We start from the raw sequence: 21,540 nt of genomic DNA, 5'->3' as shown, positions 1-21,540 counted from the left end.
AGCCCCGGGTCCTCGTTCCGTCTTCCTGTGCGGGGAAGACGGAGCCTGGTCGTTCAGTTGGCTTCGTCGTGCGGACGCCTCTGGTGCCCGGGCCGTTCGACCGGTCCGCCCGCCGGGCCGCGTACGGTCCGGCGGGTGATCATTCAGTTGCGTCCTCAAGCTTTATCTACGCATTGTGGACTAGACCACTCGGATCTGTCCATGCGTTGGCGAATGTTTGTCGTTGTCGGTCCCTGTCGGCCGTTGTCTCCTTGTCCGAGGACCGAGGACCGAGGACCGAAGCCCCCGACCGACTTGCCCGAAGGCCCACGACCGGCACCCGCCATCCACCACGCAGCCTAACCCCGGGCGGTTCACGAGCGGGGCGGATCGGCGCGCCGAGTGCGGTGAACGCCCTCGAATCCCCCCTACGGGGCACCACCGCGGCACTCCTCACGCGTCCGGGCGTCCCGCGCCGGGCAATCCAGCCGCCGGGCGGACGCCGGAGGCCGTCCACCGGCGGACAGCCGCCGACGGACAACCGGCGGCGGACGGCCGGCGGGCGGGGCTCGCCGAGGGCCGCGAAACCGCGACCGCGGAGGGCCGTTCTGCTAGATTGGTCTATACCACATAGGTAGTCGAGTCCCCCTTCAGAACGGCAGGCCCAGCGTGGAAGTTGTCATCGTTTCGGACGCCAAGGCCGGTGGCGCGCTCATTGCCGGGGCCATGGCGGAACTGCTCGGGCGCAAGCCCGACGCCCTGCTCGGCGTGGCCACCGGATCGACGCCGCTGCCCGTCTACGAGGCGCTGGCGGCGCGGGCCGGCTCCGGGGCCGCGGACGTCTCGCGGGCGCGGATCGCCCAGCTCGACGAGTACGTGGGGCTGCCCGCCGACCATCCGGAGTCGTACCGGTCCGTGCTCCGGCGCGAGGTGCTGGAGCCGCTGGGGCTGGGCATGGACGCGTTCATCGGACCCGACGGGACCGCCGAGGACGTACGGGCCGCGTGCGAGGCGTACGACCGGGCGCTCGCCGAGGCCGGCGGGGTCGACCTGCAGCTGCTGGGCATCGGGACCGACGGGCACATCGGGTTCAACGAGCCGTGCTCCTCGCTCGCCTCGCGCACCCGGATCAAGACGCTGACCGAGCAGACGCGCGTCGACAACGCGCGCTTCTTCGACGGCGACATCGAGCAGGTGCCGCACCACGTGATCACGCAGGGCATCGGGACGATCCTGGAGGCGCGTCACCTGGTGCTGCTCGCCACGGGCGAGGGGAAGGCGGACGCCGTGGCGGCCACGGTCGAGGGCCCGGTCGCGGCGGTGTGCCCGGCGTCGGCGCTGCAACTCCACCCGCACGCGACCGTCGTCGTGGACGAGGCGGCCGCCTCCAAGCTGAAGCTCGCGGACTACTTCCGGCAGACGTTCGCCGCCAAGCCCGCGTGGCAGGGCATCTGAGCGGCGCGCGCACGAGGGCGCCGGGTCCCCCCGCGGTGAACCCGGCGTCCTCCGCCGTACGGACGGGCCCGCCTCGGCGGGCCCGTTCCTTTTCCCGGCTCACGCCCCGGAGGCGATGACCTCCGCGGCCGCGATCCCGCACACGCGGGCCGCGCCGTGCGTGGCGATGTGCAGGGCGCCCCGGGGCGGGGCCTGCGGCACGCCCATCTCGACCACGACCGTGTCCGGCCGGGCGGCGAGCAGGGTGTCGAGGGCGGCGGCCATCCAGGGGTGCCGGTGGAGGTCGCGCACCACGGCGACGACGCGCCGGGCTCCCGCGGCGGCCAGCGCCTCGGCTCCGGCCCCCTCCCCCGTGAAGCTCCCCGTCTCCGTGCCCGGCATGACGCGGCTCAGCTCGGCGGCGACACCCCACGGGGTCTCGTCGCCGACGGCGATGTTGGCGACGGGGGTCAGGGCCGCCACGTACGGGGCCTCGGTGACCGGCGCGAAGTGGCCGCCCCGGGTGACGGTCAACGCGCGTCGCGCCGCCACCAGGCCGATGCCCGCGCTCTCGGCGGCGGCCTGTGCCTGTGCCCGGGCCTGCGGCGAGGAGCCCGCGCCCGGCGTCCCGCCGAGGGCCCGTACCTTCGCCGACGCGGTCCAGGCGGCGAGCGCCCTGACCCGGTCCGCCGCGTCCGCCAGCCGTTCCTCGGGCAGTTCGCCCGAGCGGACCGCCGCCACCAGCGCGTCCCGCAGCCGCTGGACCGTCGCGTCGTCGGCGAGTCCGCCGCCGACGCAGATGGCGTCGGCGCCCGCCGCGATCGCGAGGACGCTGCCGCGTTCGATGCCGTACGTCGCGGAGATGGCCTGCATCTCCATGCCGTCGGTGACGATGAGCCCGTCGTAGCCCAGCTCCTCGCGGAGCAGGCCGGTCAGGATGCGCCGCGAGAGGGTCGCGGGGTGGACCGGGTCGAGGGCCGGGACCAGGATGTGCGCGCTCATCACGGCCCGGGTGCCCGCCTCGATGGCCGCGCGGAACGGGACCAGTTCGCGGGACTCCAGGACGGACAGCTCGGCGTCGATGCGCGGCAGCGCGTGGTGCGAGTCCACCGCCGTGTCGCCGTGGCCGGGGAAGTGCTTGGTGCAGGCCGCGACTCCGGCGGCCTGGAGCCCGGAGACGTACGCGGCGGTGTGCCGGGCGACCAGCGAGGTGTCGGAGCCGAAGGACCGTACTCCGATGACGGGGTTGACCGGGTTGGAGTTGATGTCCGCGGACGGGGCCCAGTTGAAGTTCACGCCGCAGGCGGCCAGCCGGCGGCCCAGTTCGTGGGAGACCGCCTCGGTCAGCGCGATGTCGTCCACGGCGCCGAGCGCGTGGTTGCCGGGGAACGACGAACCCGTGCGTACCTCCAGCCGGGTGACGTCGCCCCCCTCCTCGTCGATGGCGACCAGGACGTCGTCCCGCTCCGCGCGCAACTGGGCCGTCAGAGCGGCGAGTTGCGTGGGGGATGCGACATTGCGGCCGAACAGGCCGACGGAGGTGAGTCCCTCGCCGAGCCGCCGCAGCAGCCAGGAGGGGGCGGTGGTCCCGGTGAAGCCGGGCTGGAGGACGGCAAGGGCGTCACGGGTCAGCGTGTCCGTGCCGGGTGCAATGGTGGTCATCGGGTCGCGTTATCCCTTCACCGCGCCGGAGGTGAGTCCGCTGACGGCCTTGCGCTGGAGGAAGACGAACAGGACCAGGATCGGCACGGCGAAGAGCGAGGCCGCCGCCATCGTGGCGCCCCAGTCGTCGCCGAACGTCGTCTGGAAGCTGGAGAGCCACAGCGGAAGCGTCTGCTTCTCGATGCCCTTGTTGAGGATCAGGACCAGCGGGAACTCGTTCCAGGCCGTGATGAAGCCGAAGAGCGAGGTCGCCATCAGCCCCGGGGCCAGCAGCGGGAAGATGACCTTCACGAAGGCCTGGGTGCGGGTGCAGCCGTCGACCATCGCCGACTCCTCCAGCTCCTTCGGCACGGCGGCGACGTAGCCGCGCAGCGTCAGGATCGTGAAGGGCAGCACCATGATCATGTAGAAGACGGTGAGCGGCACGAGGCTGTTGAGCAGGTCCGCGTCGCGCACGATCATGTAGATCGCGATGACCATGACCTCCCAGGGGGCCATCTGCGCGATCATGAACGTCAGGATGAATCCGCGCCGGCCCTTGAACCGCATCCGGGCCAGCGCGAAGGACGCGAGCAGGGCGATGATCAGGGAGAAGACCACCGAAAGGACGGTCACGGTCAGGGAGTTGCCGACCAGGGTCCAGAAGTGGTCGGCGCCGACGGCACGTTCGAAGTGGTCGAAGGTGATGTCCGTCGGCAGGAAGACCGGGTCGTCGGCGATGATGTCGCCGGTCGGCTTCAGCGAGGTCGCGAACATCCAGTAGACGGGGAACGCGAAGACGACGAAGAGGACGGCCGCCGTCACGTTGGGCCAGAGCCGGGAGGCCGTGGAAGAGACAGGCCGCTTCACAGCTCGTCCTCCTCTTGCTTGAGAACGGTACGCAGGTAGTAGGCCGTCAGGCCGAGCAGGATCAGGATCGTCAGGAACGAGATCGCCGCGCCCATGCCGTAGTGCTGGTTGCCGGGGCCCTCGACGAACGCGTAGATCGGCAGGGTCTCGGTCAGGCGGTCGGGGCCGCCCGCGTTCATGGCGAAGATCTGCGGGAACGCCTTGAAGACCCAGATGACTTCGAGGAACGTCGTCGCCCAGAGGAACGGCTTGAGGAAGGGGAAGGTCACCGAGGTGAAGCTCTTCCACACACCGGCCCCGTCGATGGAGGCGGCCTCGTACAGCTCCTTGGGGATCGTGGTCGTCGCGGCGTAGAGGTTGATCGCCACGAAGGGGATGGACTGCCAGACGATCAGCAGGACGATCACGGAGAACGTGGAGAGCTGGGTGCCGAACCAGTTGTAGTCGGCCATCGACTCCCAGCCGGCCTTGGCGAGCAGCCAGTTGACGACGCCGAAGCGCTGGGCGAACAGCCACTGGTAGACCGTGGTCGCGGCGATCACCGGCATCGCCCAGGCGAGCACCAGGCCGAGCATCAGCAGCAGCCGCATGCGTTTGCCGAGGCGGGCGAGCAGCAGGCCGACGAGCGTGCCCAGCACCATGATGAGGACGACGTTGACGGCGGTGAAGACGACCGTCCGCTGGACGACCTTCCAGAAGTCCGAACTGCCGACGACCTCGGTGTAGTTGTCGAACCCGTTCCACTCGGTGAGGTGCAGGATCAGCTGGCGCGGGTTGAGATTCTGGAACGACAGCATGCCGTTCTTGATCAGTGGCCAGCCGAGCAGCACCACCGTGGCGAGCAGTGCGGGCAGCAGCAGGAGGTACGGAGCCGGGGCGCCGCCGCGTCGTTGCGTGCGGGCCTTCGGTCCGGGCGGGGACGCTTCGCTCTCACGGACACCGGGCGCCGCGGCCGTGTCCGCGCGTTCGGTCTGCACTGACATGCTCGCCATCTCTTCCACATCGCGAATTGCAGATCGCTGGGTGCGCTGACGTGCCGGGGGCGGACGGGTCCGCCCCCGGCACCAGGGTGATCAGCTGCTCTGCGCGAGCCGCTTGTTGATCTCGGCCTCGACCTGCTTGGCCGCCTCGGCGGGCGACTTGCCCTTCAGAACCGCGGTCATGTACGTCTTGATCGGGTTCGGCGTGTTCTCCACCGCGGCCCACGCGGGGATCAGCGGGGTGGTGCCACCCTGCGCGGCGGCCGGGGCGGCGGCCTCGGCGACGGCGTTGCCGGCCAGGACGGTGTTCAGCGACTCCTTGTTCGGGATGACGCCGTTCTCCTTGGCGAGGGCGCCCTCGAACTTGTCCGAGAGGGCCATCTTCAGGAACTCCTTGGCGAGTTCCTGCTTCTTGCTGCCCGCGGCCACGGCGAGGTTGGAGCCGCCGAGGAAGACGCCCTCGGGCTTGTCGGCGGTCTCACCGGGGATGGTGAAGTAGCCGATGTCCTTCTCGATCTTCTTGTTGGCCGCGACGGCCGTATCGGCCTCCCAGCCCATGCCGACGAACGCGCCGACGTTGCCCTTGGCGAAGACCTCGGCCTGCTGCGGGGTCGCCTCGTCCTTGTCCTTGGGGGCCTTGGAGTAGGACTGGTACTTCTTGTAGATCTCCATGGCGGCGGCGACCTTGGGGTCGGCGAGGTTGGAGACGTACTTGTCCCCTTCCTTCTTCACCAGGTCCGCGCCCTGACCGATGGTGAGGCCGTCGAAGAAGTACCAGTTCTGCCCGGGCAGGTAGATCGGCTCGGCGTCGGTCTTCTTGTCGATGGTCTCCAGGGCGTCGAAGAACTCGTCCCGGGTCTTCGGGGGCGCCTCGATGCCGGCGTCCGCCCAGACCTTCTTGTTGTAGATCACGACGCGGTTGGCGAAGTACCACGGGGCCGCGTACTGCTTGCCCTCGTAGACGGCGGACTCGTTGAGGTTCTCGGACCAGTCGGCGCCGATCCCGCTCTTGAGGTCGCTCAGGTCGGCGAGGCCGCCCGTGGCCGCGTACGCCGGGGTCTGCGTGTTGCCGACCTCGATGACGTCCGGCGGGGTCGACTCGGAGAGGGCCGTGGTGATCTTCTGCTGGATGCCGTCCCACTTCTGGGTCTCGAACTTCAGCTTGGCGCCGGTCTTCTTCTCGAAGGCCTTCGTCAGGTCCTTCGTCCACCCGGGCGGCGTCGAGCCGTCCATGGCCCAGACGGTCAGGGTCTGCCCCTTGAAACCGTCGGCCCCCGCCTTGCCGCCACCGTCACCGTCGTCGCCGCCACAGGCCGCGACCGACATCAACATGCCCGCGACACCGACAGCCGCGATGAGCTTGCGCTTCACGTCACCCTCCTCAGGATGCCAGCAACCCCCCTGCCCACCGCGTGACTTACGACGAGTACTGCCCGTGGGGCTGGGACCTGGCCCTCAATGGTTTAGACCAGTACGGGGAGCTTGGCCTAGACCTAGAGGGGTGTCAAGGGTCGGTAACCCCGCTCCGACGCTCCGTTACGCGACCTACATATGCAGGGACCTTTCACTACACGGGCGACAGAACGGGCGCCCTCCCCGCCGCCGCCCCGTGAGGTGGACCACCGCGCCCGCGGCAGGCGTTGGACTAGACCAAAAGGGACCCCGACGGTATATAGAGGGGATCACGCAGCGTGCGGGGGGACACTCGCACGGCAAGGCGTGCCACGATGTGAACCGTGGCCGGCGCACACGTCGGCCGCATCGGCACCCGAAGCCGGGAAGGCAGAGTATGAGCACCGACGTCAGCAGTGCGGAGAACGAGGGTGGGGCCCCCATCCGTACCGCGCGCGTGCCCAAGTACTACCGCCTCAAGAAGCACCTGCTCGACATGACCGAGACGCTGCCGCCCGGCACGCCGGTGCCGCCCGAGCGGACCCTGGCCGCCGAGTTCGACACCTCCCGGACGACCGTGCGCCAGGCCCTTCAGGAACTGGTGGTCGAGGGCCGCCTCGAACGCATCCAGGGCAAGGGCACGTTCGTCGCCAAGCCGAAGGTCTCGCAGGCCCTCCAACTCACCTCCTACACGGAGGACATGAGGGCGCAGGGACTCGAACCCACCTCGCAGCTCCTGGACATCGGCTACATCACCGCCGACGACACCCTGGCCGGGCTCCTCGACATCACGGCGGGCGGCAGGGTCCTGCGCATCGAGCGGCTGCGCCTGGCCAGCGGCGAGCCGATGGCGATCGAGACGACGCATCTGTCCGCCAAGCGCTTCCCCGCCCTGCGCCGCAGCCTGGTGAAGTACACCTCCCTCTACACGGCGCTCGCCGAGGTGTACGACGTCCATCTCGCCGAGGCCGAGGAGACCATCGAGACCTCGCTGGCCACACCGCGCGAGGCCGGACTGCTCGGCACGGACGTGGGACTGCCGATGCTGATGCTCTCCCGCCACTCGCTGGACCGGCAGGAGCAGCCCGTGGAGTGGGTGCGCTCGGTCTACCGCGGCGACCGGTACAAGTTCGTGGCGCGTCTGAAGCGTCCGCAGGAGTAGGTACGGGTCCGAGGCCCGTCCTCGGCCCCACCCGCGGTCCCTCCCGCACCGGCACCGGCACCCGAAAGCCCGCGGCCCGAGGGTCGGAGTGAGTCCCCTCGCACCCGCGCATCGGGGTGTGCCGCTTGACGGTCCGGGCCGCTCCGGGGAACCTCCACAAACCCTTCAAGAACGTGAGCCGGGAGCCCGCCCCGGTCGCCACCGGCGTCGACAGCGTGAGGTCATCGCCCCGTCGGGCCCGTGGAGGGCGTCCACAGGATCGTCACGAACTCCACGGCGGCCGGCGCCCCGCCCGCGCTCCCCGCCCCTCCGATCGTCGCGGCCGGGGACACGACGAGGGTGTGCGCGCCCCGAGCGCTCCGCCCCGGACCCGCCCGCCGCGCTCGTGCACCGTCGCGGACGGACCGTCAGAAAGCGTGCCGTCCGCGGCGGTTCGACCTTCCCGACCTCTCCAGTGCGTCCCGAACCGGGCCGCACAGGCCCGCCCCCGGCCCGGCACGGGCAGGCCACCGGGACGCCGCGCTCGCCCTCCCGACGGCGGGTCACATCCGCCGCGCGGCCGGGGTTCCATAAAGCGGAAGCGTCCTTTAGATTTCCTGCGCGTCGCACAGGTGATCAGCGAGGGGACGGAACCGCCGCATGTCAGAAGCACCGGAAGCGCCGAGCGCGCCCGAAGTGAAACCGCCGGTCGTGACACCCATCCGCGTGGTGATCGGGCTCTGCCTGGTCGCGCCGTTCGTGGCGATGCTCTGGGTGGGGTCCTACGCGAAGGTCGACCCCACCTTCATCGGCATCCCGTTCTTCTACTGGTACCAGATGCTGTGGGTGCTCCTGTCGACCGCGCTCACGATGACCGCGTTCACGCTGTGGAACCGTGACCAGCGCGCCCGCAAGGCACGGGACGGGGGTGCGTCCGCGTGAACGACGGCGTGAACGGCGTGGCACTCGCCGTCTTCATCTTCTTCTTCCTGGCCGTCACCGTCATGGGCTTCCTGGCCTCGCGCTGGCGGCGGTCCGACAACGAGCACACGCTCGACGAATGGGGCCTGGGCGGACGGTCGTTCGGCACCTGGGTCACCTGGTTCCTGCTCGGCGGCGACCTCTACACGGCCTACACCTTCGTGGCGGTCCCGGCGGCGATCTACGCGGCGGGCGCGGCCGGCTTCTTCGCCGTCCCGTACACCATCCTGGTCTACCCCCTGATCTTCACCTTCCTCCCCCGCCTGTGGTCGGTGTCGCACAAGCACGGGTACGTGACGACGTCGGACTTCGTCCGCGGGCGCTTCGGCTCCAAGGGGCTCTCGCTCGCAGTCGCCGTCACCGGCATCCTCGCGACGATGCCGTACATCGCCCTGCAACTGGTCGGCATCCAGGCCGTCCTGGACGTGATGGGCGTGGGCGGCGGCGAGGACACCAACTGGTTCGTCAAGGACCTGCCGCTGCTCATCGCGTTCGGTGTGCTGGCCGCGTACACGTACTCGTCCGGGCTGCGGGCCCCGGCGCTGATCGCGTTCGTCAAGGACACGCTGATCTACATCGTCATCGCGGTCGCGATCATCTACATCCCGATCAAGCTGGGCGGGTTCGACGAGATCTTCGCGAAGGCCGGCGAGGCGTACGGCCAGACCAACCCGGCGACCGGGGCGCCGCGAGGGGCCCTGACCCCGAGCGAGGCGGGCCAGTGGACCTACGCGACGCTCGCTCTCGGCTCGGCGCTCGCGCTGTTCATGTACCCGCACTCGATCACGGCGACGCTGTCCAGCCGCAGCCGTGAGGTGATCCGCCGCAACACCACGATCCTGCCGCTGTACTCGCTGATGCTGGGCCTGCTCGCGCTGCTCGGCTTCATGGCGATCGCGGCCGGAGTCAAGGTCTCCAACGGGCAGTTGGCGATCCCCCAGCTCTTCGAGACGATGTTCCCGGCCTGGTTCGCGGGGGTCGCCTTCGCGGCGATCGGCATCGGCGCGCTGGTCCCGGCGGCCATCATGTCCATCGCGGCCGCGAACCTCTTCACCCGCAACATCTACAAGGACTTCATCAAGCCGGACGCCACGCCGGCGCAGGAGACCAAGGTCTCCAAGCTGGTGTCGCTGCTGGTGAAGGTGGGCGCCCTCGTCTTCGTCCTCACCATGGACAAGACGGTCGCGATCAACTTCCAACTGCTGGGCGGCATCTGGATCCTGCAGACCTTCCCGGCCCTGGTGGGCGGTCTGTTCACCCGCTGGTTCCACCGCTGGGCGCTGCTCGCGGGCTGGGCGGTCGGCATGCTGTACGGCACGATCGCCGCGTACGGCGTGGCCTCGCCCACGCAGAAGCACTTCGGCGGCAGCTCCAAGGAGATCCCCGGCATCGGGGAGATCGGCTACATCGGTCTGACGGCCTTCGTGCTGAACCTGGTGGTGACGGTCGTCGTGACCTTCGCCCTGAGGGCGCTCAAGGCTCCCGAGGGTGTGGACGAGACGTCCCCGGAGGACTACACGGCCGACGCGGGCGACAAGGGTGTCCAGGTGGAGCTTCCCCCGGCCACGGCGGGCTCGGGCCACTGAGACGGTGAGCGGGTGGCCGGGGCGCGACCCCGGCCACCCGCTCCCGCGTTCCCCGGTGCGGAGGCCGTACGCCGCTAGGCTGGACGTCGTGACCCCCCGCCGCCCGATCGTGCTGGACAGCGACCCCGGCATCGACGACGCCCTGGCCCTCCAGTACCTGCTCGGCACGGGACTCTGGGACCTCAGGGCCTACACCTCGGTGGGCGGCAACCTGCCCGGCGACGTCACCCACCGCAACGCCCGGGCCCTGGCACGCGCCCTGCGCATCGACGCCGACGTCCCGGTCCACCGCGGCGCGGGCCGCCCCCTGACCCGCCTCCCGTACGCCGCGGCCTCCGCCTTCCACGGCGCCCGCGGCCTCGGCGTCGAGTCCCTGCCCGACTCCACGGCGGCCCGTCCCGCGGAGTCCTCGGCCCAGGCGCTGCTGCGGCTCTCCCGGGAGTACGAGGGCGAACTGACCGTCTGCGCCACCGGTCCGCTCACCAATGTGGCCGTCGCGCTCCTGGAGGACCCCGCCTTCGCCCGGCGCGTGGGCTCCCTGGTGTTCATGGGCGGGGCGGCCCGGGTGCCGGGCAACGTCACGCCGGTCGCCGAGTTCAACGCGTGGACCGACCCGGACGCCGCGGAGGTGGTCCTCTCCTCCGGCATCCCCTTCACGATGGTCGACCTGGACGCCTCGCACGGCTGGCTCCTCGGCCCCCGGGAGCTCGCGGCGCTGGAGTCGGCCGGCCCCGGCACCGGGCTCGCCGTACGGCTGCTGCGGTTCTACCTGGAGGCGTACCGCAGCCACGGTGGCGGCGACTCCTGTCCTCTGCACGACCCGCTCGCCGTGGGCGTGTGCGCGGACCCGTCGTTCGTCACCCTCGCCGAGGGTGCCGTGGTCGTGGAGTGCGACAGCGAACTCACCCGCGGCCAGACCGTGTTCGTCCCCACGGCCGCCCAGCGGGTCCACTACGCCGGCTCGCCTGCGCTGACCGCGCGGATCCGCCGCACCGGGCGGGTGGCGCTGGGGCCCGGCCCCCGCGACTTCACGCAGGACTTCGTCGCGACCCTGCCGCGCTGGCCCGCGACGGTCTGAGCGCGGCCCGCCCCGCGCGACACCCTCGACTCCCGTGCGCCTCCGCGCACGCCTCCCCGAACGACACCCGCACCCCGGCCCCGGCACGGCAGCCCACGCCCCGACCCCGCACCGCGGCCCCGCACCCCGCACCGCGGCCCGCGCCGCAATCCGGCGGCGGACCCGGCGCGCGCTCCGGCACACTGCGCTGCATGGACATCGTGATCAGACGGGCGGAGCCCGCGGAGTACGCGGAGCTGGGCGGCATCACCGCACAGGCATACCTCGGTGACGGGCTGCTGGACTTCGGCGAGAGCGACACCTACCTGGTCGAGCTGCGGGACGTCGCCAAGCGGGCCGCCACGGCGGAGGTGCTGGTGGCCGTCCGGGACGGCCGGGTCGTCGGCGGGGTGACCTTCGTCCCGTCCGGCGGGCCCATGGCCGACCGCGCGCGGGAGGGCGAGGCGGAGATCCGGATGCTCGCGGTCGCCGCGGAGGCGCGCCGGACCGGGGCGGGTGAGGCCCTGGTCCGCGCCTGCGTCGAGCGGGCCCGGGCGACGGACGGCTGCGTACGGCTCGTGCTGTCGACCCAGAGCGCCATGCGCGGCGCCCACCGGATCTACGAACGCCTCGGCTTCACCCGTACCCCGGACCGCGACTGGAACCCCGTGCCGCACCTCGACGACCTCGTGCTGCTCACCTACGAACTGACGCTCTGACACCCTCCGGAGCCGACACGGCACAACATGTGGGGGTGCTTCCGCAGCCCGGCACAAGATGTATGCTCATGCTCGCTGTCGCCGCAGGGGAATCCGGTGCGAATCCGGAACTGTCCCGCAACGGTGTACCCGTGCGCTTCCGTCCCGGAATTCCCTCCGGGAAGGCGTCGCACCGGTCGAGTCCGAGCACCTGCCGACGGCGCACCCAGGCCGTCCGGCCCGGGTGCCAGACGTCCGGGCCTCGCGGAGTGGGCCGGTGGACGCGGCGTACCGCTGCGCAGCGCGTGTACCCCCGTGTGCCCGGTCCCCCTCTCCCCGCAGGCCCCGTGCCGAGCGAGGGAGAGCCCCACGTGACCATCGCGCCAGTCGATCCGGCCACAGCGACACAGGACCAGGCGGAGGCCGACGGTCCCGGGACCGTGCTGCTGCGGACCCTGACCGACCTCACCGCGGACCTCCCCGGCGCCGACCCCGGCAGGGTCGCCGCCGCGGCGCTGCGCGGCCGGTCCGCCGTGGGCGCGGCCGGGATCACCGCGGAGCTGCGCGAGCTGGCCACCGAGTCGGCCGCGGGCCTCATCTCCGAGGACCCGGTGTACTCGCGCCTCGCGGCCCGCCTGCTGACGATCGGCATCGCCGAGGAGGCCGCCTCGCAGGGCGTGCGCTCGTTCTCCGAGTCGGTCGCCGTCGGTCACCGCGAGGGCCTGATCGCCGACCGCACGGCCGAGTTCGCGCGCGTGCACGCGGACCGCCTCGACGCCCTGGTCGACGCCTCGGCGGCGGCCGGCGCGGACGACCGCTTCGGCTACTTCGGGCTGCGCACCCTGCACAGCCGCTACCTCCTGCGGCACCCGATCACCCGGTCCGTGGTCGAGACGCCCCAGCACTTCATGCTGCGGGTCGCCTGCGGTCTCGCCGAGGACGACAGCCTCCGCTCGGTCGACGAAGTGGCCTCCCTGTACGGGCTGATGAGCCGCCTCGACTACCTGCCGTCCTCCCCCACGCTGTTCAACTCCGGTACGCGGCACCCGCAGATGTCGTCCTGCTACCTCCTCGACTCGCCGCTGGACGAGCTGGACTCGATCTACGACCGCTACCACCAGGTGGCCCGCCTCTCGAAGCACGCGGGCGGCATCGGGCTCTCGTACTCCCGCGTCCGCTCCCGCGGTTCGCTGATCCGCGGCACCAACGGGCACTCCAACGGCATCGTGCCGTTCCTCAAGACCCTGGACGCCTCGGTCGCCGCCGTGAACCAGGGCGGCCGGCGCAAGGGTGCGGCCGCGGTCTACCTGGAGACCTGGCACTCCGACATCGAGGAGTTCCTGGAGCTGCGCGACAACACCGGTGAGGACGCCCGGCGTACGCACAACCTGAACCTGGCGCACTGGATTCCGGACGAGTTCATGCGCCGGGTGAACGAGGACCGCCCGTGGTCCCTGTTCTCGCCCTCGGACGTGCCGGAACTGGTCGACCTGTGGGGCACCGCGTTCGACGCCGCGTACCGCCGGGCGGAGGAGGCGGGGCTGGCGAAGCGGACCATCCCGGCCCGCGAGCTGTACGGCCGGATGATGCGCACGCTCGCCCAGACCGGCAACGGCTGGATGACGTTCAAGGACGCAGCCAACCGCACCGCCAACCAGACGGCGCTGCCCGGCCACACCGTCCACTCCTCGAACCTCTGCACGGAGATCCTGGAGGTGACGGACGACGGGGAGACCGCGGTCTGCAACCTCGGGTCGGTCAACCTCGGCGCGTTCGTGGACACGACGGCCGGGGACATCGACTGGGAGCGGCTGGACGCGACGGTCCGTACCGCCGTGACGTTCCTCGACCGCGTGGTCGACATCAACTTCTACCCGACCGAGCAGGCGGGCCGCTCCAACGCGAAGTGGCGGCCCGTGGGGCTGGGCGCCATGGGCCTGCAGGACGTGTTCTTCAAGCTGCGGATGCCCTTCGACTCCCCGCGGGCCCGCGCCCTGTCGACGCGTATCGCCGAGCGGATCATGCTCGCGGCGTACGAGGCGTCCGCGGACCTCGCCGAGCGCAACGGGCCGCTGCCCGCCTGGGAGAAGACCCGCACCGCCCAGGGCGTGCTGCACCCGGACCACTACGACGTCGAACTGAACTGGCCGGAGCGCTGGACGGCCCTGCGGGAGCGCATCGCGGCCGTCGGCATGCGCAACTCGCTGCTGCTGGCGATCGCCCCGACCGCGACCATCGCGTCGATCGCCGGTGTCTACGAGTGCATCGAGCCGCAGGTCTCCAACCTGTTCAAGCGCGAGACGCTGTCCGGCGAGTTCCTCCAGGTGAACTCGTACCTGGTGGCCGAGTTGAAGCGGCTCGGCGTGTGGGACGCCCAGACCCGGGAGGCGCTGCGCGAGTCGGGCGGCTCGGTGCAGGGCTTCACCTGGGTGCCGCAGGAGGTGCGGGACCTGTACCGCACGGCCTGGGAGATCCCGCAGCGCGGCCTCATCGACATGGCCGCGGCCCGGACGCCGTTCCTGGACCAGGCCCAGTCGCTGAACCTGTTCCTGGAGACGCCGACCATCGGCAAGCTCTCCTCGATGTACGCGTACGCCTGGAAGTCGGGGCTGAAGACGACGTACTACCTGCGCTCCCGCCCGGCGACGCGCATCGCCCGCGCCGCCCGGGCGCAGACGCCGATCCCCGTGCAGGCGGCCCCCGACGAGGACGCCGTCGCCTGCTCCCTTGAGAACCCCGAGTCCTGCGAGGCCTGCCAGTGATGACGACCGAACCCGAGAAGTCCGCCAAGAACGAGAAGAACCTGCTCGACCCGGGCTTCGAACTGACCCTGCGCCCGATGCGCTACCCGGACTTCTACGAGCGCTACCGGGACGCCATCAAGAACACCTGGACCGTCGAGGAGGTCGACCTCCACTCGGACGTCGCCGACCTGGCGAAGCTGTCGCAGGGCGAGCAGCACATGATCGGCCGGCTGGTCGCGTTCTTCGCGACGGGCGACTCGATCGTGGCGAACAACCTCGTGCTCACGCTCTACAAGCACATCAACTCCCCCGAGGCGCGGCTGTACCTGAGTCGGCAGCTCTTCGAGGAGGCGGTGCACGTGCAGTTCTATCTGACGCTGCTGGACACCTACCTGCCCGATCCCCGGGACCGGGCCGCGGCCTTCGACGCGGTGGAGAACATCCCGTCGATCCGGGAGAAGGCCGAGTTCTGCTTCCGCTGGATGGACTCGGTCGAGAAGCTGGACCGCCTGGAGACCAGGGCCGACCGCCGGCGCTTCCTGCTCAACCTGATCTGCTTCGCCGCGTGCATCGAGGGGCTGTTCTTCTACGGGGCGTTCGCGTACGTCTACTGGTTCCGCAGCCGGGGTCTGCTGCACGGTCTGGCCACCGGCACCAACTGGGTGTTCCGTGACGAGACGATGCACATGAGCTTCGCGTTCGAGGTGGTCGACACGGTCCGCAAGGAGGAGCCGGACCTCTTCGACGACCAGCTCGAACAGCAGGTGACCGACATGCTCCGGGAGGCCGTGGAGGCCGAGTTGCAGTTCGCGCGGGACCTGTGCGGCGAGGGCCTGCCGGGCATGAACACCGACTCGATGCGGCAGTACCTGGAGTGCGTCGCGGACCAGCGGCTGGCCCGCCTGGGCTTCGCCCCCGTGTACGGCTCCGAGAACCCGTTCTCGTTCATGGAGCTGCAGGGCGTCCAGGAGCTGACGAACTTCTTCGAGCGGCGCCCGTCCGCGTACCAGGTCGCGGTGGAGGGCACCGTCGACCTGGACGAGGACTTCTAGGGCGGTGGGCGGTGGGCCGGTCGCCCTCGGGCGACCGGCTCAGGCCGCGCGGGCCACGTCGTGCGCGACGAGGGCGCGGCGCACCCGGGCGGCCGGTACGGACCGGTCCGCGGCGGCGCGGATGCGGCGGTCGATGCCGCGCTCCCGCACCAGGCCGACGAGGGCCGGGCCGACGAGGACGGCGGCGACGAACAGGACGGTCAGGTAGCCGAGGAATGTGTTCATGCCGCCACTCTCCCGCGCGGCGGACGCCCGCGTGAGTGGCAGGACTGCCGCGAACCCTCGATTTCCTGCCACCGCGGGTGCACACTGCCCCCATGCTGAAAAACGTGGCGGCCGTCGTGCTCGACGGCGTACATCCCTTCGAACTCGGCGTCGTCTGCGAGGTGTTCGGACTCGACCGCAGTGACGAGGGGCTGCCCGTCTACGACTTCGCGGTCGTCTCGGCCGAAGGACCGACCCTCTCCACCCATGTTCCCGGGTTCACGGTCTCGACCCCGCACCGGCTGGACCGGCTGGAGGCGGCCGACCTGGTCGTCGTGCCGGCGGGGACCACCTATGCCGTACGCGGCTTCCCGCCCGGGCTGCTCGACGCGCTGTGCGGCGCCGTGGAGCGCGGGGCACGGGTGCTCAGCGTCTGCTCCGGGGTGTTCACCCTCGGCGCGGCCGGGCTCCTGGACGGGCGCCGCTGCGCCGTGCACTGGCAGCACGCGGACGAGCTCGCCCGGCAGTTCCCGCGGGCGGTCGTCGAACCGGACGTGCTGTACGTGGACGAGGACCCGGTGATCACCTCGGCCGGCACGGCAGCGGGCATCGACGCCTGCCTGCACATCGTGCGCAAGGAGCAGGGCCCCGAGGTGGCGAACAGCATCGCGCGGCGCATGGTGGTGCCCCCGCACCGCGACGGCGGCCAGGCCCAGTACGTGGAGCGGCCGCTGCCGCGTTCGCAGTGCGACACGGTGGGCGAGGTGCTCGTCTGGATGGGGCGCCACCTCGACGAGGAGGTCACGGTCGAGCAGCTCGCGGCGCGCGCCCACATGTCCCCACGCACCTTCGCCCGCCGCTTCCAGCAGGAGACCGGGACGACCCCGTACCGCTGGCTGCTGCGTCAGCGGGTGCTGCTGGCACAGGAGTTGCTCGAGGGCTCGGACGAGACGGTGGACTTCATCGCGGACCGCACGGGGTTCGGCACCGCGGCCGCGCTGCGCCACCAGTTCGTCCGCTCGCTGGGGACGACCCCGCACGCCTACCGGCGCACGTTCAGGGGCCCGCGGGCCGCCTGAACGTGCGCCGCGGGTTCACCGCGGTACGGCCCTCAGGAGCAGCCGGTGGGGCCGCAGCGTGATGCCGACCCGTGTCGCGTCGTTGGACTCGGACACCTGCTCGAACCGCCAGCGCGTGGCCACCGCCGCCGTGACGAGCGAGAGCTGCGCCATCGAGAAGTGGTCGCTCGGGCACTTCCGATTGCCCACGCTGAACGGGCTCATCGCGTACTTCGGAACGTCCTTGGCCCGTTCCGGGAGCCAGCGGTCGGGGTCGAACTCCAGATGGCCGTCGTACGAACGCGGATCGCGCTGGATCGCGTACGGACTGTAGACGATGTCGGCCCCGGCCGGAATGCGATACCCGCCCAGTTCGGTCTCGGCCACCGCACGGCGCGTCAATATCCATACGGCGGGACGCAGCCGCATGGCCTCGACGACGACATTGTTCGTGTGGGTCAGCCGCCTTACGTCCGCGAATGCGACGGGCCGGTCCCCTGCGACGGATTCGACCTCTTCGCGCACCCGGTCCGCGTGTTCCGGGTGTTCGGCCAGGACCTGCAGCAGCCACATGATCGTGGAGGCGACGGTTTCACTGCCCGGCGTGAGTATCGCGACCACCTGGTCGTGGATCTCCTGTTCCCCGATGGGGTCGCCATTCCCGTCCTTCGCTTCCAGCAATGCCGTCAGCAAATCGTCCGGCTTTTGACCAGATGCCCGCCGTTCGTCGATGATCTCGTCGACCAGAAGGTGCAAATCGGCCAATGCCCGGTCGAATTTGCGATTTGCCGGCAGCGGGAGCCGATAGAGCGGGCCCGCCGGGATCACCATGCGCCGGTACATGCCGCGGAACACGGTCGCGAGCGCGACGCTCAGCCGCTCGGCACGCTCGTCCATGTACTCGCCGCGCAGCAGGCACCGGGCGGCGATGCGGACGGCGACGCGGAAGGACTCGGCCGTGCAGTCGATCGTCTCTCCCGGCTGCCAGCGCCCGGCGAGGCCGTGCGCCTCCTCCTCCATGATCGGCCCGTACTCGGGTATGACGTCGAGCCGGAACGCGGGCTGGATCGTGCGGCGCTGGCGCCGGTGCCGCGGGCCGTTGGCGGTCGCCACCCCCTCCTTGCCGAGCAGGCCCTCGAGGGACTCCCACAGGGGCCCGTCGATCTTGAAGTCGGGACTGAGCGCCAGGGCCCCGGTGAGGGCCGGCGTGGTGACGGCGTACACCGTCTTGGGGCCCAGCCTCAGCCGGACGACATCACCCTCGTCGCGCAGCCGGCCGAGGAAGCCGAGCGGGTCGCGGACCAGTTTCAGCCCATGGCCGAGGCCGGGCACACCGCCCCCCGCGAGGGGCGGGACACGCGGCTGCGTCAGGGCGGCCGCGGGCGGCGCGGAAGCGCCCTGCCCGCCGGCGTCCGAGAGCTCGGGGGAGGACTCGACGGTCATTTCTCACCTGCCGCTTCGTTGTTGACGTACGGGGGTGTGGAGCGGTCGTCCCAGCTGTCGACCCGGTACCGGCCGGACTCGTGGTGGAACCAGTACACGGAGCTGAACCAGTTCCGCATATTGCGGACGCAGACCCTTACGGCACTCGCCGTCTCGGCGCCCCGAACTGTTCCGTCGTCGAGGCGTGCTGCGTACCTCAATACCTCCTGCTCGGCACCGAGGAATTCAGTGACACATCCCTCGACCCGGCGTCGCAATTCCCTGACCGCTTCCTCGATCCGCATTCCCTCGTGGTGAATGAGACTGATTCCGAGATTATGGAACTCGTCGCCCGCCATTTCCTTCGGAAGCGAGCAGAGATCGTTGTACCAGGCGGCGAAATCCTGGCACAGGAGGGCAGCGCGAAGAAATGCAGGATTCCTGCGCACGGCCACCGGGAGTTCAAGCTCCGCACTGGGTTCCAGAAGGTCGATCCAGATCCAGTGCGCGAAGGTGAGCCGCCGGAGTTCGAGATACTCGTCGACGGTCGGGACGACTCCCGAGGTGCGGTTGCGGAACTCCGTGTCGTAGGCCTCGATGACATCGTGGAAATGACCCGCGAATCGCGCGTTCCACCCCCGCCCCAGGAACGAGTACAGCCTCCCCACACTGTCCGCGAACCCCGCCACCAGGGGATCCTGGTGGTGCAGGTGGTCCCGCGGGGAGTCGAGTGCCGCGTGCAGTCGCGTCCTGAGCCGCCGCCAGGCGGCCGGCCGGCCGTGGATGACGTCGCGGTCGTGGCGGTCGTCCCAGACGAAGAACCACGCGCTGTAATCGGCTATCGCCTGGAGAACCTCGTCGGGCGCGCCAATGTAGTAGCCCGCCATGAGGTCGGTGTAGCAAAGCCCGTCGGCATATGCCTCAATCTTGTCCGCCGGCATGAGCCGCTTTCGCAGGAGCCAGGCCTTGGTCCTGTCCTGCAGTCGCGGCCAATACGGATGGAGTTGACGGGGAAACCCGGTCTCGATCACCGGGAGGGAGAGTGCCGGTGGAACCCTGATCGCGGTGTGTGACGTCGTGGTGCTCCGTGGGAAGGCAGGCACGAACAAACCCCTCTCAGCCGCCTGTCGGCCGCACACCCCTCCCGCTGTGCCGGGCGCGCGCCGTTGCATATCCCCGCACTTCCCATTCAGCACCACAACTGACCGTTCTGGGAACGGATTTGCTTCACTCACTACCCCGGCATGCCGAGAATCTCCCCTTGTGTGACTGAATCTGGATCGGTGGGGGCGCACACGGGATCGAACATGCGACGCACACGCGAACGGCGCCCGGTCGGAGGGGAATCCGACCGGGCGCCGTTCGTCCGGGGCACTCGCGCCCCGGTTGTCGTTCTCCGACTCAACCGTTCACAGCGGTCGTTCAGTCGTTGGCGACGACGGGGTACCGCGGCTCGTTCTCGGCCATCTGCCTCAGGGCGTCCTTGCGCTCGCGCTTGGAGAGGCGGTCGATGTACAGGTACCCGTACAGGTGGTCCGTCTCGTGCTGGAGGCAGCGCGCGAAGTACCCGGTGCCGCGCACCTTGACCGGGTTGCCCTTCTCGTCCTGCCCGGTGACCTCCGCGTAGTCGGGGCGGGCGAGCGGCGCGTAGGCCGTCGGCACCGACAGGCAGCCCTCGTTGCTGTCGTCCAGGCGGCGCTGGTCGGCGGGCAGTTCGACGAGCACGGGGTTGCAGATCACGCCGGTGTGCCGCTTGCCGTCGTCGTCGGGGCAGTCGTAGACGAAGACCTTCAGGTCGACACCGATCTGGTTGGCGGCCAGGCCGACGCCCTCGGCTGTGCGCTGGCTGGCGAACATGTCGGCCACCAGCCCCTCCAGCTCCGCGCCGAACTCCGTGACGTCCTTGCACTCCTTGTGCAGGACGGGGTTCCCGACGACGGTGATCGGCCGCGAGGTGCCGCGCTCGCGGTAGGCCGCCTCGCGCTCCTCGCACTCCTCGGTGTCGATGACGAAGCCCTCGTCGTCCACGGGCAGCACGCCCGCGTGCTGCTGATCGGTGTCCTGCTGCGCCATGACCGACGTATGCCTTCCTGGGATCCTCAAGAAAAAAGTTGCGGGTACAGCCTACGGCGATCGGGGGGCGGCCATCCGCGCCCCGGAGGACACCACCCACCGGGGTGCCGCCCGGCAGTCCGGCCGCTTCCCGGCGGCCCGGCGGCCCGGTCCCCGCGGCGATCCGCCGCGGCGAGGTAGGTCCCGGCCCGGAAGTCCGTCCCTGCGGAGCCCCGGCCCGCGGGACCCCGTGTCAGCAGACCTCTTCGAGGTCCCGCCAGGCCCTGGAGTCCGGATTGTCCGCCACCCACCCGTCCAGCAGGCCCCTGACCAGCGAGGCCGGGGCGGCGACCCCGCACTCGCGCTCGGGCACCCAGAGCTGGCCGTCGGTGCGGTGGCCGAGGGGTCCTGGATGCCCCGGCTCGCTGTGGTCGTGCGGGTCCAGGTGCTCGCCGTCGCCCTCGTCGGACGGCATCCGGGACTCCGAGCACATCCGGCACAGCAGCCGTACGGACGACGACCAGTCCTCGGCGGCGAAGCCCGCGTCGGCCGCGAGCCGCTCCAGGGCGTCCCGGTCCTCCTCGGTCTCCGCCTCCAGCAGCACGACCCAGGTGGGCACGGGCGAGGGCGCCCACAGCTCGATCTCGTCGAAGACCGGGTAGGAGTGCCCGGCGGCCGTGGTGCGCTCGCCGTGGGGCACGCCGTCGTGCAGCACGACCTCGCCCCAGCGCCGCCCGGAGGACGGCAGGGGGATGGAGAGGACCTCGATGCGGGCGGGGTCGAGCCGCCGCCCCCAGACCACCTCCGCCTCGCCCTCGGGCGACAGCCGCACGGCGGCGCTGCCGAGGTCCATGCCCACCGGCTCCCCGGAGACCGTGGCCCCGCCGGGGACCCGCAGCCCGTACGCCTGCCAGGCCCGCCGGGCCAGCGGCCAGTCCTGCAGGGCGGTCGCCGCGATCCCGACGTTCCACCAGTCGGGGGCCCCGGTCTCCCGGTCGAGCAGCGCGACGGCCCGCAGGCCCGCCGCCCGGGCCTGCTCCCAGTCGTGCCGGAACTTGTGCAGCAGCGCGAGGTTGAACCAGGACTCGGACAGCCAGGGTTCCAGATCGGCCGCACGTGTGAGCAGAGCCCCCGCGTCCTCGTACCGGCCGTCGCCGATCAGGGTGAACGCGCGGTCGGTGGCCTGCCGCCATGAGGCGGAGGGCCGGTGCCGTCCCTTGCCGAAGATCCTCACGATTCCCGCCTGCCA

The 21,540-nt window shown here is 70.7% G+C and carries 18 protein-coding genes and 1 riboswitch; of the genes, 9 read left to right on the top strand and 9 right to left on the bottom strand.

Going from position 1 to position 21,540, the window contains the following annotated elements; translation table 11 throughout:
• The first annotated feature begins 648 nt into the window (after window positions 1-648).
• Complete coding sequence (gene nagB, locus IE265_RS02320) at window positions 649-1,434, top strand: glucosamine-6-phosphate deaminase (RefSeq protein WP_190033562.1); 786 nt, start codon at window positions 649-651, stop codon at window positions 1,432-1,434.
• Between the two features lie 99 nt (window positions 1,435-1,533).
• Here nagB and IE265_RS02315 read toward each other — a convergent pair whose 3' ends face one another.
• The 4 genes from IE265_RS02315 to IE265_RS02300 all read right to left on the bottom strand — a co-directional run bounded on the left by IE265_RS02315 (window position 1,534) and on the right by IE265_RS02300 (window position 6,275).
• Entirely contained in the window at window positions 1,534-3,075 is a 1,542-nt protein-coding gene (locus tag IE265_RS02315; RefSeq protein ID WP_190033561.1) for a glycoside hydrolase family 3 protein, read from the bottom strand.
• 9 nt (window positions 3,076-3,084) lie between these two features.
• On the bottom strand, window positions 3,085-3,924 hold the full coding sequence (locus tag IE265_RS02310; protein WP_190033560.1) for a carbohydrate ABC transporter permease: 840 nt from the start codon (window positions 3,922-3,924) through the stop codon (window positions 3,085-3,087).
• Window positions 3,921-4,907: a carbohydrate ABC transporter permease gene (locus IE265_RS02305; RefSeq protein WP_190033559.1), complete on the bottom strand. Its 987-nt coding sequence runs from the start codon at window positions 4,905-4,907 to the stop codon at window positions 3,921-3,923. Before IE265_RS02305 ends, IE265_RS02310 begins: the two co-directional genes overlap by 4 nt.
• 90 nt (window positions 4,908-4,997) lie before the next feature.
• On the bottom strand, window positions 4,998-6,275 hold the full coding sequence (locus IE265_RS02300) for an extracellular solute-binding protein (RefSeq protein WP_190033558.1): 1,278 nt from the start codon (window positions 6,273-6,275) through the stop codon (window positions 4,998-5,000).
• A 418-nt stretch (window positions 6,276-6,693) separates the two neighbouring features.
• On the opposite strand from IE265_RS02300, the gene IE265_RS02295 reads away from it, so the two are divergent.
• The 7 genes from IE265_RS02295 to IE265_RS02265 all read left to right on the top strand — a co-directional run bounded on the left by IE265_RS02295 (window position 6,694) and on the right by IE265_RS02265 (window position 15,555).
• Window positions 6,694-7,458 (top strand): GntR family transcriptional regulator, encoded by a 765-nt coding sequence (locus IE265_RS02295; protein WP_190033557.1) that lies wholly within the window; start codon window positions 6,694-6,696, stop codon window positions 7,456-7,458.
• A 639-nt stretch (window positions 7,459-8,097) separates the two neighbouring features.
• Entirely contained in the window at window positions 8,098-8,379 is a 282-nt protein-coding gene (locus tag IE265_RS02290) for a DUF3311 domain-containing protein (protein WP_190033556.1), read from the top strand.
• Window positions 8,376-10,004 carry a monocarboxylate uptake permease MctP gene (gene mctP / locus IE265_RS02285; protein WP_190033555.1) on the top strand — a complete coding sequence of 543 codons (1,629 nt, stop codon included), beginning with the start codon at window positions 8,376-8,378 and terminating at the stop codon, window positions 10,002-10,004. The genes IE265_RS02290 and mctP overlap by 4 nt, the downstream gene beginning before the upstream one ends.
• A gap of 88 nt (window positions 10,005-10,092) precedes the next feature.
• Window positions 10,093-11,082 (top strand): nucleoside hydrolase, encoded by a 990-nt coding sequence (locus IE265_RS02280; protein ID WP_190033554.1) that lies wholly within the window; start codon window positions 10,093-10,095, stop codon window positions 11,080-11,082.
• Window positions 11,083-11,273: 191 nt separating this feature from the next.
• Window positions 11,274-11,780 carry a GNAT family N-acetyltransferase gene (locus IE265_RS02275; RefSeq protein ID WP_190033553.1) on the top strand — a complete coding sequence of 169 codons (507 nt, stop codon included), beginning with the start codon at window positions 11,274-11,276 and terminating at the stop codon, window positions 11,778-11,780.
• A 62-nt stretch (window positions 11,781-11,842) separates the two neighbouring features.
• Window positions 11,843-11,992: riboswitch (cobalamin riboswitch) on the top strand.
• A 138-nt stretch (window positions 11,993-12,130) separates the two neighbouring features.
• Window positions 12,131-14,521 carry a ribonucleoside-diphosphate reductase subunit alpha gene (locus IE265_RS02270; protein WP_190033552.1) on the top strand — a complete coding sequence of 797 codons (2,391 nt, stop codon included), beginning with the start codon at window positions 12,131-12,133 and terminating at the stop codon, window positions 14,519-14,521.
• The gene (locus IE265_RS02265) at window positions 14,521-15,555 is read left to right on the top strand and encodes a ribonucleotide-diphosphate reductase subunit beta (RefSeq protein WP_190033551.1); all 1,035 of its coding nucleotides are present in this window, start codon (window positions 14,521-14,523) and stop codon (window positions 15,553-15,555) included. The genes IE265_RS02270 and IE265_RS02265 overlap by 1 nt, the downstream gene beginning before the upstream one ends.
• Before the next feature lie 39 nt (window positions 15,556-15,594).
• Here the strand turns inward: IE265_RS02265 and IE265_RS02260 are convergent, their stop codons facing one another.
• Window positions 15,595-15,780, bottom strand: a complete 186-nt coding sequence (locus tag IE265_RS02260; RefSeq protein ID WP_190033550.1) for a hypothetical protein — start codon at window positions 15,778-15,780, stop codon at window positions 15,595-15,597.
• 92 nt (window positions 15,781-15,872) lie between these two features.
• On the opposite strand from IE265_RS02260, the gene IE265_RS02255 reads away from it, so the two are divergent.
• The gene (locus tag IE265_RS02255) at window positions 15,873-16,838 is read left to right on the top strand and encodes a helix-turn-helix domain-containing protein (protein ID WP_190033549.1); all 966 of its coding nucleotides are present in this window, start codon (window positions 15,873-15,875) and stop codon (window positions 16,836-16,838) included.
• 15 nt (window positions 16,839-16,853) lie between these two features.
• Here the strand turns inward: IE265_RS02255 and IE265_RS02250 are convergent, their stop codons facing one another.
• The 4 genes from IE265_RS02250 to IE265_RS02235 all read right to left on the bottom strand — a co-directional run bounded on the left by IE265_RS02250 (window position 16,854) and on the right by IE265_RS02235 (window position 21,525).
• Complete coding sequence (locus tag IE265_RS02250; protein ID WP_190033548.1) at window positions 16,854-18,260, bottom strand: bifunctional albaflavenone monooxygenase/terpene synthase; 1,407 nt, start codon at window positions 18,258-18,260, stop codon at window positions 16,854-16,856.
• On the bottom strand, window positions 18,257-19,342 hold the full coding sequence (gene cyc1, locus IE265_RS02245) for an epi-isozizaene synthase (RefSeq protein WP_190033748.1): 1,086 nt from the start codon (window positions 19,340-19,342) through the stop codon (window positions 18,257-18,259). The genes IE265_RS02250 and cyc1 overlap by 4 nt, the downstream gene beginning before the upstream one ends.
• Before the next feature lie 319 nt (window positions 19,343-19,661).
• Window positions 19,662-20,312 carry a peptide deformylase gene (gene def / locus IE265_RS02240; RefSeq protein ID WP_190033547.1) on the bottom strand — a complete coding sequence of 217 codons (651 nt, stop codon included), beginning with the start codon at window positions 20,310-20,312 and terminating at the stop codon, window positions 19,662-19,664.
• Between the two features lie 232 nt (window positions 20,313-20,544).
• Window positions 20,545-21,525 carry a tetratricopeptide repeat protein gene (locus tag IE265_RS02235; RefSeq protein WP_190033546.1) on the bottom strand — a complete coding sequence of 327 codons (981 nt, stop codon included), beginning with the start codon at window positions 21,523-21,525 and terminating at the stop codon, window positions 20,545-20,547.
• Window positions 21,526-21,540 lie beyond the last annotated feature (15 nt).

This window comes from Streptomyces fructofermentans (genome assembly GCF_014651055.1).
Lineage (GTDB): Bacteria > Actinomycetota > Actinomycetes > Streptomycetales > Streptomycetaceae > Streptomyces > Streptomyces fructofermentans.
Note: the sequence above shows the minus strand (reverse complement) of the source record. Positions and strands in the feature narration are given on the sequence as shown.

Bases quoted from the DNA above. Each gene is read 5' to 3' on its own strand.
- IE265_RS02260 (WP_190033550.1), bottom strand. From the start codon at position 15,780: ATGAACACATTCCTCGGCTACCTGACCGTCCTGTTCGTCGCCGCCGTC.
- IE265_RS02275 (WP_190033553.1), top strand. From the start codon at position 11,274: ATGGACATCGTGATCAGACGGGCGGAGCCCGCGGAGTACGCGGAGCTG.
- IE265_RS02250 (WP_190033548.1), bottom strand. From the start codon at position 18,260: ATGACCGTCGAGTCCTCCCCCGAGCTCTCGGACGCCGGCGGGCAGGGC.
- def (WP_190033547.1), bottom strand. From the start codon at position 20,312: ATGGCGCAGCAGGACACCGATCAGCAGCACGCGGGCGTGCTGCCCGTG.
- IE265_RS02265 (WP_190033551.1), top strand. From the start codon at position 14,521: ATGACGACCGAACCCGAGAAGTCCGCCAAGAACGAGAAGAACCTGCTC.
- IE265_RS02255 (WP_190033549.1), top strand. From the start codon at position 15,873: ATGCTGAAAAACGTGGCGGCCGTCGTGCTCGACGGCGTACATCCCTTC.
- IE265_RS02315 (WP_190033561.1), bottom strand. From the start codon at position 3,075: ATGACCACCATTGCACCCGGCACGGACACGCTGACCCGTGACGCCCTT.
- IE265_RS02290 (WP_190033556.1), top strand. From the start codon at position 8,098: ATGTCAGAAGCACCGGAAGCGCCGAGCGCGCCCGAAGTGAAACCGCCG.
- IE265_RS02295 (WP_190033557.1), top strand. From the start codon at position 6,694: ATGAGCACCGACGTCAGCAGTGCGGAGAACGAGGGTGGGGCCCCCATC.
- IE265_RS02305 (WP_190033559.1), bottom strand. From the start codon at position 4,907: ATGTCAGTGCAGACCGAACGCGCGGACACGGCCGCGGCGCCCGGTGTC.